11 protein-coding genes and 2 pseudogenes are annotated in these 12,862 nt (G+C 63.4%); 7 read left to right on the top strand and 6 right to left on the bottom strand.

Annotated features, from left to right (window positions below):
- Positions 1 to 36: 36 nt before the first annotated feature.
- Positions 37 to 549: a metal-dependent hydrolase gene (locus EVC45_RS06745; RefSeq protein ID WP_129957239.1), complete on the bottom strand. Its 513-nt coding sequence runs from the start codon at positions 547 to 549 to the stop codon at positions 37 to 39.
- A gap of 159 nt (positions 550 to 708) precedes the next feature.
- Positions 709 to 1,092, bottom strand: a complete 384-nt coding sequence (locus EVC45_RS06740) for a hypothetical protein (RefSeq protein ID WP_211193380.1) — start codon at positions 1,090 to 1,092, stop codon at positions 709 to 711.
- A gap of 792 nt (positions 1,093 to 1,884) precedes the next feature.
- Between EVC45_RS06740 and EVC45_RS06735 the strand changes: the two genes are divergently transcribed.
- Positions 1,885 to 2,421 carry a hypothetical protein gene (locus EVC45_RS06735; RefSeq protein ID WP_129957237.1) on the top strand — a complete coding sequence of 179 codons (537 nt, stop codon included), beginning with the start codon at positions 1,885 to 1,887 and terminating at the stop codon, positions 2,419 to 2,421.
- Between the two features lie 100 nt (positions 2,422 to 2,521).
- On the opposite strand, the gene EVC45_RS06730 is transcribed toward EVC45_RS06735, so the two are convergent.
- Positions 2,522 to 2,953 carry a hypothetical protein gene (locus EVC45_RS06730; RefSeq protein WP_129957236.1) on the bottom strand — a complete coding sequence of 144 codons (432 nt, stop codon included), beginning with the start codon at positions 2,951 to 2,953 and terminating at the stop codon, positions 2,522 to 2,524.
- A gap of 240 nt (positions 2,954 to 3,193) precedes the next feature.
- On the opposite strand from EVC45_RS06730, the gene EVC45_RS06725 reads away from it, so the two are divergent.
- The 4 genes and pseudogenes from EVC45_RS06725 to EVC45_RS06710 all read left to right on the top strand — a co-directional run bounded on the left by EVC45_RS06725 (position 3,194) and on the right by EVC45_RS06710 (position 6,901).
- The gene (locus EVC45_RS06725) at positions 3,194 to 3,895 is read left to right on the top strand and encodes a CDP-alcohol phosphatidyltransferase family protein (protein WP_129957235.1); all 702 of its coding nucleotides are present in this window, start codon (positions 3,194 to 3,196) and stop codon (positions 3,893 to 3,895) included.
- Positions 3,892 to 4,707, top strand: a pseudogene (locus EVC45_RS06720) (2OG-Fe(II) oxygenase). Before EVC45_RS06725 ends, EVC45_RS06720 begins: the two are co-directional and overlap by 4 nt.
- Positions 4,704 to 5,354 (top strand): annotated as a pseudogene (locus EVC45_RS06715) (lysylphosphatidylglycerol synthase domain-containing protein); the annotation flags it as partial. The pseudogenes EVC45_RS06720 and EVC45_RS06715, both read left to right, overlap by 4 nt.
- 143 nt (positions 5,355 to 5,497) lie before the next feature.
- Complete coding sequence (locus EVC45_RS06710; RefSeq protein WP_129957297.1) at positions 5,498 to 6,901, top strand: MFS transporter; 1,404 nt, start codon at positions 5,498 to 5,500, stop codon at positions 6,899 to 6,901.
- A 91-nt stretch (positions 6,902 to 6,992) separates the two neighbouring features.
- Here EVC45_RS06710 and EVC45_RS06705 read toward each other — a convergent pair whose 3' ends face one another.
- Together EVC45_RS06705 and EVC45_RS06700 are read right to left on the bottom strand one after the other, a co-directional pair.
- Positions 6,993 to 8,195, bottom strand: coding sequence for a Fic family protein (locus EVC45_RS06705; RefSeq protein ID WP_129957234.1), 1,203 nt, complete (start codon positions 8,193 to 8,195; stop codon positions 6,993 to 6,995).
- Positions 8,196 to 8,357: 162 nt separating this feature from the next.
- Complete coding sequence (locus EVC45_RS06700) at positions 8,358 to 9,407, bottom strand: S1C family serine protease (RefSeq protein WP_129957233.1); 1,050 nt, start codon at positions 9,405 to 9,407, stop codon at positions 8,358 to 8,360.
- A 215-nt stretch (positions 9,408 to 9,622) separates the two neighbouring features.
- On the opposite strand from EVC45_RS06700, the gene EVC45_RS06695 reads away from it, so the two are divergent.
- Both EVC45_RS06695 and ppk2 read left to right on the top strand, forming a co-directional pair.
- Positions 9,623 to 10,021: a glyoxalase/bleomycin resistance/extradiol dioxygenase family protein gene (locus EVC45_RS06695; RefSeq protein WP_129957232.1), complete on the top strand. Its 399-nt coding sequence runs from the start codon at positions 9,623 to 9,625 to the stop codon at positions 10,019 to 10,021.
- A gap of 164 nt (positions 10,022 to 10,185) precedes the next feature.
- Complete coding sequence (gene ppk2 / locus EVC45_RS06690) at positions 10,186 to 11,112, top strand: polyphosphate kinase 2 (RefSeq protein WP_129957231.1); 927 nt, start codon at positions 10,186 to 10,188, stop codon at positions 11,110 to 11,112.
- A gap of 86 nt (positions 11,113 to 11,198) precedes the next feature.
- Here ppk2 and EVC45_RS06685 read toward each other — a convergent pair whose 3' ends face one another.
- Positions 11,199 to 12,785, bottom strand: a complete 1,587-nt coding sequence (locus EVC45_RS06685; protein WP_129957230.1) for an inorganic phosphate transporter — start codon at positions 12,783 to 12,785, stop codon at positions 11,199 to 11,201.
- Positions 12,786 to 12,862: the final 77 nt, after the last annotated feature.

Genomic DNA, 12,862 nt, shown 5'->3' with positions numbered 1-12,862 from the left:
ATGCGCGGCTGGCAGCGGCGCGATGCATCGCTGCGCCTAGCTGATCGGCCAATGGCGCAACCACGGCAACGCATGCACGCCATGCAGCCACACATGCTCGCCGATGAACCAGGCGGCCGCCCACGACGCAGCGACGACGATCAGATCGCAGTGCCCGCTATTCCATAGATTCAACGAATGTCGCCCGGCGATCCACGGCACGCCGAGCGGATTCGGCCAGTCCGCGAGCAGATGCATCAGTCCGCCGCACGCGAAGCCGAACGCGGGCGCCGCGTAAATCGAATGTCCGAGCATGTGATACGACACCGCGAGCAGCGCGAGCCAGCCGATGCCCCAATGCGTCAACGTGCGATGCGTAATCCACAGCCGCCGCGCGCGCGACCACCATGCGACTTCGAGCCAGTCCGGCGCGGTGCTGCCGGCCACGCCGGCGATGAAGCTGAGCAGCACACCCGGATGAAACGGCCCGCCGCCGCTGCGCGCGACGATCGCCGCCGCGATGATGCCGGCCGCAAAACCGGTCGCATGATGCGCTTTGCTGGATGCCATCGACACTCGCGGCACGCGTGCCGCGCGAAAAACAAAGGGCGGCTATATTCGCAGATGAGCGGATAAAAAAATAGCCGGTGCGCGAGATAAAAAAATCGCGCGTCGGCCTTCAGTGCATCACCTGCATCACGTGCACGGCGTTCCCGTGCGAAGCGCCGCTCAGGTCGCGCAGCGCGCGATATCGAAACGCATTTCCTCTTCGGGCGGATCGTCGGGCGCATTGTCCGGATGCACGACCTTGACGACCGTGCTGCCGTTGAGCGGCGTCAGCGTGACGAAGTACGAGTTGTGCGAATCGGCGCCAACCGCGAGTTCGGTCGCGGCACCGGCGTGCGAGACACGCACGCGTGACAGGTGTTCTTCGAGGCAGGCGGCGATGGACGCAGGTGTGCGTGTCGACGACACATACACGAGCGGCGCGGACGCATCGTGCGCGGCGGGGCCGCTGGACGAACCGCAAGCGGCGAGGGTGGCGGTGAGGGCGACAGCGGGGACAAGCAGGAAGGGTCTTTTCATGATCCGATCGTCGGCGTTCCCGGTCATGCATGGGAAGGTGAGGCACGGGCGAAGCGCGATGCGCTGAAAGACAGCGCGATGCTTCGCGACGAAGCTACTGTGCGGACGGCGCGGTTGCGCTGCGTCGCACGGCGGCCGGGGCAGTATACCGAGCCTGCGTCCACGTCGTCACTAGCGCGGCCATGCGTTCATTGCGCTGACGGCAACCCGTAAGGCCCATGAATAAATTCGCGACGTGATCGTGTCGTCGACTGTCGATTCGCAGGGTGGTGTAATTGTCGCTATGCAGATATTTAATTGCACGTCTTGAAACGGTTTATTTACGAATGTGCGATTATCTGAATTAATCGCGTAAATGCGGGCCCGCAAAATGAATTATTTTAACGATGATTGGACGGAGCCGCTGTCGAGCCCGGCGCTGTTGTCGGACGGTTGCGGCACAGGGCTCCGCGGCGAGAGCAACAGAAGGTTGATGACGCCGTGTGCGCTGATTCCCACTGTTTTGCGCAACGCAGTCTTCCGAAGAAAGCCTTAAATCGTGGTGGGATGCCACTTATAATTTCAGTTGACCCCTTCGACCAAAGGGTGTCTTTTTCATTTTTACACGCGGCTTTCGAGCCGCGTTTTTTTTGTGACATTTAAGGCGGATTTATACACGGGTGTACCTGAGCAAATGGAACTTTTCGCCCGGCGGGGCGGTTTCGCCGTTCCGAACGCGCCTTGTCCGTTCGTCAGAGTGAGCTGGGTGGAGCGGGCTGGGCAGGTAGAATTGCGGGTTCGAAATCTGTTTTCGCGCCCCGCGAAGTGAGTGAACCTGTGATGAACGACACGCCCTTTCCCTCGACCGACACGAATACCGGGTACCAGGCCGACGACTCGTCCGCACCGGACGACAGCGTGCATGAAGAGCGTTTGTGGCGCGACAACGGCTGGACCGCGCGCATCATCAAGAACGAAGACGACGAAGGCTGGGCCGTCGAAATGATCAAGGACGGCGAGGCGGAGCCCGCGCTCGTCGGACCGTGGACGATGGGACGCAACAAGAAGGATCCGAAGCCGCTCGACGTATCGGCGTTCAACACGCTCGTCAAGACGGCGGCGGAAGTGCTGCGTCGTCACGAGCAGCAGCTGCGCGCGCAACTGCACAAGGCGGTGCGCGTGCCGAGCGCGGACGGCAACGACGAAATCGACATCACGCTCGACATCGTTCCCGACGAAGACGAGCCGTACGCCCTGTTGAGTGCGCTCGATATTTTCGGCGAACAGATCGCGCAAGTGCAGGTTGCGCCGAACTTCAAGCTCAGCAAGGCGAGCGCCGCGGCGTGGGTGGCAAATGGGTTTCGTCGGCCGGGATAAGTGGTCGCCGGGGCTTCGCTGATCGAGAGACGTCAGCCCGCCCAGGCTTGCGAGCTCCAACCTGGGTGGATCGAAGCGGTTCGTTGGGCCGCGCCAAACCCTAGCTGCGCTTGCAAAAAATCGCGGTGATGAGCGGCGCGACGTGATGCATGATCGCCGTGCTGCCGGCGTTCTCGAGCGCGCTTTTTACCTTGTCGTCGCTGCCGAACACGACGACGCCATACGCGGACTGCGCGACCGGTTCGCCGTCGCCGACCCGGAACATCGGGTCGTCCTTTTCAAAGCCGACCACCGCGAACACGCGGAAACCGAACGCGGTCAGATGCGCATCGGGCATCGGCGAGAACGCGTTGATCGAATTCCTTTCGACGTGCGTCGGCTTCGGGTTGATCAGCTGCTGCTGCATCAGATCGGCAATGAACTGATGGCCGCTCTCATTGCATACCAGTGGCGCGTCGAGCTCCACGGCTAACGAAGAAAGCGGCAGCGCGGCGGCTGCGGTAAACAGCAGAGCGGCAAAAAGACGGTTCATGAGCGTAGGCGGGCGTCGACAGTCGATGTCGTGGACTAGCAACCGTCGCGCCAACTGCCGGAAGGCGCAAGCGGTACTGCACATCGAACAGATTCCACGTGACTGGCACAACTGGATTCGCACTTTACAGCGATTCGGCGAGTTCCGCTGCGTGACGGACACACGAACGGAATTTGCAAATGGCAGAGAGGCGTACGGCATGACAGCAAGCTTTCAGAATCCCGCATATATTTCCGGCCTGTGCATTCGCAACCCCGGCCTCCAATCAACGTCCCGCCGCCGCGCACGTGGGATGCCCGCCTCGCCCGCCGCCTCGTGACACCGCTTGTCGATACCTGGGTTACCCCGAACCATTTGACCACGCTGCGACTGCTGATCGGTATCGCAGGCGCGCTGTGCCTTGCGCACGGGGGATTCGCGTGGGCCAAGGCGGGCGCACTTCTGATCGTCCTGTCGAATTTCGTCGATCACACGGACGGCGAACTCGCGCCGGTCGGCGGCAACTCGAGCCGTATCGGTCATTTTTACGATCTTGCCTGCGATGCGCTCGTTACCGTGATGCTGTTCGTCGGCATGGGCATCGGTGCCGGTGCCACGCAAATCGAGTCTTTGAAGCTTGCGCCTCGCGTGCTCGGCGCGGTGGCGGGTGTGGCGGTTGCGCTGATCTTCTTTTTGCGTATGCGAATCGAGGATAGGGTCGGCAAGGCCCGCACGCAGCAGGCGTCGGTGGGCGGCTTCGAAACGGAGGACGTGCTGTACCTGCTGCCCATCGTCACGCTGACGAACGTCGTCGCGCCGTTCGTAGTGGTCGCATCGATCGGCGCGCCGCTGTTCGCCGCATGGGTGGTGATCGACTACTGGCGTGTCGCGCGCCGGACCGCTCGCCTCGCGGCTGAGACCGCCGACGCTTGCGAAACCAGTCAACAGGGGGCCAGCGAATGAATCTGCACGCCGAGGACGACGTGATCTCGCCTGTGTCATCAGGCGCGCCCGAGGTGGCACTCATGCCCGCGCCGGACGCCGACCGCGCGGTCGCGAGCCGTACCCGCACGTTCGACAACGCGCGTCTGCGTAAAGACTTCACCGCGCAGGACGCGTTTCTCTATCTGGAAGATGTCCTCGCGCCGGAAGTTACCGCGCGGCTGATTCACAGCGCGCGGTCGCTGCTCGACGAAGTGAACCGCAACTATCTGCCGGGCCACAAGCAGGGCGGCAGTGTGAGCCGCCGGACGATCGATCGTCTCGCGCCGTTCATCGCCGAGCTATATCGCTCGAAGGAGTTGATCGGCTGGCTCGAGCAGTTGAGCGGCGACCAGCTGCAGGTGTCGCCCGCCGACGATCCGCACGCGTACGCGCTCTACTACTACACGCGCCCGGGCGACCATATCGGCTGGCACTAGGATCCTTCGTATTACGACGGACGCCGCTACACGCTGCTGCTCGGCGTGATCGACGAATCGTCGTGCCGGCTCGACTACGAACTGCACACGCGCAATCCGGAGGTGCCGGACCAGCCGGGCTCGGTGCAGATTCCGCCGGGCGGCCTCGTGTTTTTCGATGGCGACAAGCTGCGCCATCGCATCACGCCGGCCGGCCCGAACGAGATGCGTGTGTCGCTGACGTTCGAATACGTCACCGATCCGAACATGCGGCTGTGGCGCCGCTTCGTTTCCAACATGAAGGACGCGATCCCGTACTTCGGTTTCCGCCAGGTGTTCCGTCAGATGGCCTCGCGCGGCAAGGGCGCCGCATGAGTCGCGCGGCTGTGCTTCTGCTGGCGATCGGCTCGACGCTGTTCGTCGGCCTGCTCGCCTGGCAAGGCTTCGGTTCGGTGGCGTCGACCTTGCTCGCGGCCGGCTGGGGGCTCGCGGTCGTCGCCGCGTTCCACGTGGTGCCGCTCGTGCTCGATGCGGGTGCGATCGCGGTGCTGTTCAAACGCGGAGAGCCGTCGCGTGACGCTGAGCATGGAGGTCCAGCGAGCGGCACGACGAGCGCCGCGCGAGCTGATCCGTCGCTGCGCGATGCGCTGTTCGCGCGCTGGATCGGCGAATCGGTGAATAGCCTGCTGCCCGCCGGACAGATTGGCGGGCCGGTGGTGATGGTGCGTCAACTGTCGCAACGCGGCATGCTGCTGCGCGACGCAGCAGCCGCGATCACCGTCAGCACGACCTGGCAGGCGCTCGCGCAAATCGTGTTCGCGCTCGGCGGCCTCGCGATGTTCGGCGCGTACGCCGCGCACGGCACGCTTCACGACCTGCGAACCGCAACGCTGATCGCGACCGGCGTGCTCGGCGCGCTGATCGCCGCGTTTTACTTCGCGCAGCGGCGCGGCCTGTTCGGCCGGCTGCTCGGCGTGGTGTCGAAAGTGTTCGGCAAGCGCGACTGGTCGTCGCTGACGTCAGCGTAGCGCGCTAAAGGCGTGCGTGCCGCGCGCGAGAACCAGGACCGCGCGCCGCGAAATCCCCTTGCGCAACAACATTTGTTGCCGCCGCGATGCCATAATCGACGCTTTCCATTGATGGCTGGCCGCCCGTCGTCATGACTATGCTGCTCGCTTTAGGGGCTTTCATCGTTCCGCTGATCGTCGCGTGCGCGATGTTCATGGAAAACGTGGACGGCACGGTCATCGTGACGTCGCTGCCGGTTCTGGCGCGCGACCTCGGTCACGATCCGATCACGCTGAAGCTGGCGGTCACCGCGTATGTGATCGGCCTTGGCGTCTTCATCCCGATCTGCGGCTGGGTCGCCGACCGCTTCGGTTCGCGCACCGTGTTCCGCACGGCCATCGGCATCTTCATGGCGGGCTCGCTGTTGTGCGCGGCCTCCACTTCGCTCGACACCTTCGTGCTCGCGCGCTTCGTGCAGGGCATCGGCGGCGCGCTGATGGTGCCGGTGGGCCGCATCATCATCTTCCGTTCGCTGCCGAAGTCGGAGTTCATTCGCGCGATGAACTATCTGTCGGTGCCGGCGTTGCTCGGGCCGGTGGTCGGCCCGCCGCTCGGCGGCTTCATCACGACCTATCTGCACTGGCGTTTGATCTTCGTGATCAACGTGCCGATGGGCCTGCTCGGCATCTGGCTGACCAACAAGTACATCGCCAATACGCGCGAGCCGCATCCGGGCCGGCTCGATTGGGTGGGCTTCGTGCTGTCGGCGAGCGGGGCTTCGCTGTTCATGCTCGGGCTCTCGCTGGTCGGCGGCGAACTGGTGTCGACGGCAGCATCGGTCGGCATGTGCGTGACCGGCATCGTGCTGCTGCTGCTCTATGTGCTGTACGCCAGCCGTGTCGCGCTGCCGGTGCTCGATCTGCGTCTGCTGAGAATCCCGAGTTTTCACGCGAGCGTGATCGGCGGTTCGCTGTTTCGTATCGGTCTTGGCGCCGTGCCGTTCCTGTTGCCGCTCGCGTTGCAGGAAGGGCTCGGCATGACCGCGTTCAGGGCCGGCGCGATCACGTGCGCGTCCGCGTTCGGCTCGATCTTCATGAAGACGGTGGCGTCGCGTATTCTCGAACGCTTCGGCTTTCGCACCGTGCTGATGGTCAACGCCGCCTGCGCTGGCCTCGCGATCGCCGTGTACGGGTTGTTCTTTCCCGGCACACCGCATTGGGTGATCTGGAGCATCGTGCTGGTGGGCGGCTTCTTTCCCTCTCTGCAATTCACGTCGCTCAATACGCTCGCCTATGCGGATATTCCGGGCAGCGACGTCGGCCGCGCGACGAGTGTCGCGAGTGTCATCCAGCAGATGTCGCTCGGCCTCGGCGTGACGATCTCGGGCATCGTGCTGCAGATTTCGCATCGTGTGCAAGGGCATCCGAACATCGTGTTCTCGGATTTCTGGCCGGCGTTTCTGGTGGTCGGTCTGTTCTCGTGCCTGTCGATTCCGATTACGCGGCGCCTGCCGCGAGACGCGGGCGATGAGATCGCGCGGGGTAGTCGCGCGCGGGCGTAGGCCTTGATATGGATGCGCTCGGTGCGATGCGCTTGAGGAGCGCGGGTGGTTCGCCAGGGGGGCGGGTCCAACCTTCCCTTCGACCGTCGGCCTAGTCCTGATCGACTTCGGGCCATAGTCTCGGGAATAGAAAGCGCAGGCTTTTCAATGGGAGCCCGAATGAAAGACTACCGCGATGCGACGGCGAGTCGAGCAGTCCAATATCAAGTAGAGAGCGCGTAATACGGCGAGCCAGGACATCGGTTACGCCAAGCATCTGATTGAATTCGGCGCGCGTGACTGCACGCCGCGTGGCCACGAATTCCATCGCCAGTGCCGAGGCCTCCGGTTTGATCACCGATTTTTCGGAACCGATCATCCACGGATTGGAATCGAGGTAACGCAATAGATCGAGCAGGCGATCCGCAATGCCATCGAACTCGGTCATGCGAACCATAAAGCTTACCTGGTCCAGGCAGCAGTCGAGAAAGAACTGCGCGAAATGCACGAGACCTTCCTGGGACAGATTGCCCCTGCCATCGGGGTCATTGCGGCGCGTCTGGTCGGCTTCGCTCAATCTCGCGTAGTACTGCTCATGCTCGCGTGCGAGACCGCGAAGCGGCGACCACAGACCATGCGTTAGATCGGCCGATCGTAAAGCGAGATGTGAATGTAGACGCGCCACCCGGCCATTGCCGTCTGCAAACGGGTGAGTCCATGCCAACCGATGATGCGAGCAGGCGATGCCGATCAACTGGTAGTCCTTGATCTGTAGACGCGCATATCGCTTGGCCCATGCGTCGAGCAATGGCGCGATCATCTCGGGTTCGGGAGCGAGATGGCGTCCGACTGTGACGTCCAATTTTCGAAGCTCGCCAGGCACGATTGGTTCGCCCTCGCTGGTAAATCGCTCAGCGGCCGGCAAATAGGAAAAAAATCGCTCGTGGATGGTTGTCAGTCGTTCGGGGTCGAACAGAGCGGGTGTCGCAAGCAAATCCCACTCCTCTTCGAGCGAGGACTCGGTTGCAATGTGCGCCATCGCAAGGCGCTGCTTTTTACGCTCGGCGACATCGGCTGAATAGTCGCGTTTGAGAGCGGCCTCGATCCTGGCTGGCGTGGTGTGCTGGCCTTCGATCTTATTCGTGTAGTACGAATTCATCGCCCGCAATTGCGGGACGAGCGCTGCGGCAAATGGCGTCCGGCTTACGGCAAGGAGCTTTTGCGATGAATTGACCAGTTCGGTCGTACGCTCGATCAGCGGATCCAGTACACGATCCTCAGGAAACAACGGTTCGAACGAGACGACGGTCGTCATAGCGGACTGTACGGTTTGATGTAGGGTTAGACTGCGAGGATTATATCGTTCAATGGATTGATTTATAAGGTTTTTGTCTCATTATTGTAGAGTTGCATGTAGGGTTTGAAGTAGGGTGTCGTATGACGATCCACCCCGCTGTTTGCCCCGCGCAGTCCATCCTCACCCCGCCTGCTCCACCGGCGTCACCGTCAACTCCACCCGCTGCGCGCCGCGCAACACCGTCACGCTGACCGGCTTGTCGATACGCGAAGCATCGAGCGTGCGTTGCAGACCGTCCACATCCTGCACCGGCTGCGCGTCGATCGCGACGATCGTGTCGTCGGTGCGCAAGCCGCCGAGCGCGGCCGGACTGCCTTTGACGATCTCCATCACGTGCACGCCGCTTTGCGTGCTGAGCCCAAAGTAGCGCTGCACGCGCCGCGACAGCGGCGTCGTCGTGCCGGCCACGCCGATATACGCACGCCGCACCCGGCCGTGCGCGAAGATCTGCATGATGACCCACTTCGCGGTATCGATCGCGGTGGCGAAACAGATGGCCTGTGCGCCGGGAATGATCGCGGTATTCACGCCGATCACCTGACCCGCCGAATTGATCAGCGGGCCGCCCGAGTTACCCGGATTCAATGCCGCGTCGGTCTGGATCACGTCATAGATCATGCGGCCGGAGTTCGAGCGCAGCGACCGGCCGAGCGCCGAAACGACGCCGGTCGTCACGGTCTGCTGCAGACCGAGCGGGTTGCCGACCGCAATCGCGATCTGTCCGACGCGCAGCTTCGACGATTCGCCGAGTTCGACATGCGGCAGCGGCTCCGGCGAACCGATACGCAGCACCGCGAGATCGCTGCCGGGATCGTCGCCGACCAGATCGGCGTCGAACTTCGCGCCGTCGGCCAGCGTCACCTGGATGTGGGTCGCGCCATGCACGACGTGGCTATTGGTCAGCAGATAGCCGTCGGGCGTGAACAGAAAGCCCGAGCCGGTGCCGCCGCGCGCGCCGCGGCCGTGCGCGGCGGCGGCGCCGGGCAACCGGTGTTCGACGGCGATAAACGCGACCGCCTGCTGGACACGCTCCAGTGCACCGATCACGGTGCGGGAGTAGGCGTCGAGCAGCGCGTCGTCGTCGTGAGTCAAAAGCTCGGTGGATTGGGGCCCGGGGGCGTCGGATGCGGCGCTCGACAGGTCATCGATGAAGCGTGGACGGCTTCCCATAACGATGCTCCGGATAGACGGGCTGCGAGATGCGGGGCGCCGCGCGGGTTTTCAAGGCCATCCATCCGAAGGCGTTCCGAGTGTGCCGGGCGCGGCGCCGGACTGACTGCCGCCGCGTGTGAGACACTTTTCCGAGCGAGCCGTCGAATGCTGCCGGGCATGGCCGTGCCGCCGCCCGCTTTCGGCCGCTACCCACGCGCCACGGAGACCCCCTCATGTCCGCATCTACCGCTTCAGCGCCGCAACCCCCGCAGCCAGATCCACGCATCGAGTCCCTCAGCGCGATCACGCTCGCCACCGGCGACATGCAGCGCGCCGTCGCGTTCTACGAAGCACTCGGTTTCCCCCTCAAGTTCGGCGGTCCGCGCGAGGCCTTCACGTCGTTCGCGTTCGGCAACTCGTATCTGAACCTGATCGCCGATGCGCGCGCGCCGGTCAACTGGTGGGGGCGCGTGATCATCTACGTGTCGGACGTCGACGCGATCCATGCCAAGGCGCTGGCGGCGGGCTTGCAGCCGTCGCTCGCGCCGTCGGATGCGCCGTGGGGCGAGCGCTATTTTCATATCACCGATCCGGACGGCCACGAACTGAGCTTCGCGCGGCCGCTGCGCTAGCGGCGGGAGTCCCGGCAAAACTGGCTATCATGGGTGTTCCACGCATGTGCGGCGCCCGCCCACGCGGTAACACGGCTGACACCTCGCGCTTCGATAATCGAACGCGACCGCGTCGCGCTATAGCCGCCGCGCGCCATCCCATTCCTGTTGCGAGGAGAGCCGCAATGAAAGAGCCGGACCCGAGAACTGATACCGAACTGATGGCGGAGCGGCAACGCCGTTTCGAGGAAGACCTCATCGATGCCTACGACGAAGAACTCGAAATGGAGGTCGATGACCGCATCATCGACGGCCCGGCCGGCTTTACCCCCGAGCATCGCGAGGCGCGCAAGCAGTACTTCCGTGAACTGTTCCGGCTGCAGGGAGAGCTGGTCAAGCTGCAGGACTGGATCGTCGCGACCGGGCACCGGCTCGTCGTGATCTTCGAGGGACGCGACGCGGCCGGCAAGGGCGGCGCGATCAAGCGCATCACGCAGCGTCTCAATCCGCGCGTGTGCCGCGTGGCCGCGTTGCCGGCGCCGAACAATCGCGAGCGCACGCAATGGTATTTCCAGCGCTATGTATCGCATCTGCCGGCGGGCGGCGAGATGGTGCTGTTCGATCGCAGCTGGTACAACCGCGCGGGCGTCGAGCGCGTGATGAACTTCTGCACCGACGACGAGTACGAAGAGTTTTTCCGCTCGGTGCCGGAGTTCGAAAAAATGCTGGCGCGCAGCGGCGTGCAGATCCTCAAGTACTGGTTTTCGATCACCGACGAAGAGCAGGAAATCCGCTTTGAGAACCGCATTCACGATCCGCTCAAGCAGTGGAAGCTGAGTCCGATGGATCTGGAAAGCCGGCGCCGCTGGGAAGCGTATACGCAGGCGAAAGAAGTGATGCTGCAGCGCTCGCATATCCCCGAGGCGCCGTGGTGGGTCGTGCAGGCCGTCGACAAGAAGCGCGCGCGCCTGAACTGCATTCACCATCTGCTGAGCCAGGTGCCGTATCACGAGATCGAGCATCCGCAGATCGACTTGCCGTCGCGGGTCTATCACGAGGACTATAGCCGCCAGCCGGTGCCTCAGACGATGATCGTGCCCGAAGTGTATTGAACGTCCAGGCGGCCGATGCAAAAGCGCGGTACGTTGAAAGACGTACCGCGCTTTTTGTCGTGCTTCGCTCCGCCGGATCGGCGGACTCAGAACACCGAACGGAATACCCAGTACAACCCGCCCGCGAGCGCGATCGACACGGGCAGCGTCAGCACCCATGCAAGGACCAGACTGCGCACCGTGGCCCATTGCAGACCCGAGCCGTTGGCCGCCATCGTGCCGGCCACGCCGGAAGAGAGCACGTGGGTCGTCGACACCGGCAGACCGTAGACGTCGGCGGCACCGATCGTGACCATCGCGACGAGTTCAGCCGACGCGCCTTGGCCGTAGGTCAGATGCTGCTTGCCGATCTTCTCGCCCACCGTCACGACGATGCGCTTCCAGCCGACCATCGTGCCGAGACCCAGCGCGATCGCGACCGCCACCTTGACCCACGGCGGGATGAACTTGGTGGCGTGATCGATCTGCGTTCTGAAGTTGGCGATGACCTTCGCGTCCTCGGGTGCGAACTGCGGCTGATTGGACTTCTGCATCAGACGGATCGCCTCGGACGTGACATACATGTTGTTGCGCACGTTGTCGACGATGCCTTGCGGCACCGCGGCCATCGAGCCCGATTGGCCGACCTGGCGGCCGATCTGCTCGGTCAGTTGCTGCAGTGCGGGCAGCGTGGCGGGCGTCAGCTGACGGGTGCGCACGAAGGCCTCGACGTCGGCGCGCGGATCCGCGGAAGGCGCCGCACCCTGCGTGTAACGCGACAGCGCCGCCGCGGTTTGATGCGCGACCGCGACGAAGTTCTGTGTTTCCGCCGGGGTGACCGCCTTGTTCAGCGCGTACGCAGTAGGCACCGTACCGATCAGGATCAGCATGATCAGACCCATGCCTTTCTGGCCGTCGTTCGAGCCGTGCGCGAACGACACGCCCGTGCAGGTCAGAATCAGCAGGCAGCGAATCCAGAACGGCGGCGGCTCCTTGCCCTTCGGCTCGGCATACAGCGCGGGCACGCGCACGACGGCCTTCAGGATCAGCAGCAGCAAGCCGGCCAGCAGAAAGCCCACGATCGGCGAAAACAGCAGCGACTTGCCGACGCCGAGCGCCTGATTCCAGTCGACGCCGCTCGTGCCGTTCGCACCATGCATCATCTGATTCATCAGACCGACGCCGATGATCGAGCCGATCAGCGTGTGCGAACTCGAAGACGGCAGACCCAAAGACCATGTGCCGAGATTCCAGATGATCGCGGCGATCAGCAGCGCGAATACCATCGCGAAGCCGGCGCTGCTGCCAACCTGCAGAATCAGCTCGACGGGCAGCAGTTGCAGCACGCCGAACGCGACCGCTCCGGTCGAGGTCAGCACGCCGAGAAAATTCCACGCGCCCGACCAGACGACTGCGAGATTCGGTGTCAGGGAGTGCGTATAGATAACGGTGGCGACCGCGTTGGCCGTATCGTGAAAGCCGTTGACGAACTCGAATCCGAGCGCGATCAGCAGTGCGACGCCGAGCAGCAGATACGGCAGCACCGAGCTTTCGCGCACGGACTGCAGGTCATCTACCAGATGAATGCCGCAGTACACGACGCCCGCGATCAGCAGGGCGACGAGAATAACCAGTCCTGCGCTACGGCCTTTGCCGCTGGCGGCGCCTGGTTGCGGATACGAAAGTTCCGGCATGACGTGAGCCCCAGAAAAGTGGTCGCAGAGTTTTCGATCCTGCTTTCGCTACGTGTCGCAATGATGACAACTGCGTG

It is taken from the genome of Paraburkholderia sp. UYCP14C (genome assembly GCF_004197395.1).
In the GTDB taxonomy this organism is placed as follows: domain Bacteria; phylum Pseudomonadota; class Gammaproteobacteria; order Burkholderiales; family Burkholderiaceae; genus Paraburkholderia.
The sequence above is the reverse complement of the archived record's forward strand: the minus strand, read 5'-3'. Positions and strand labels throughout refer to the sequence as shown.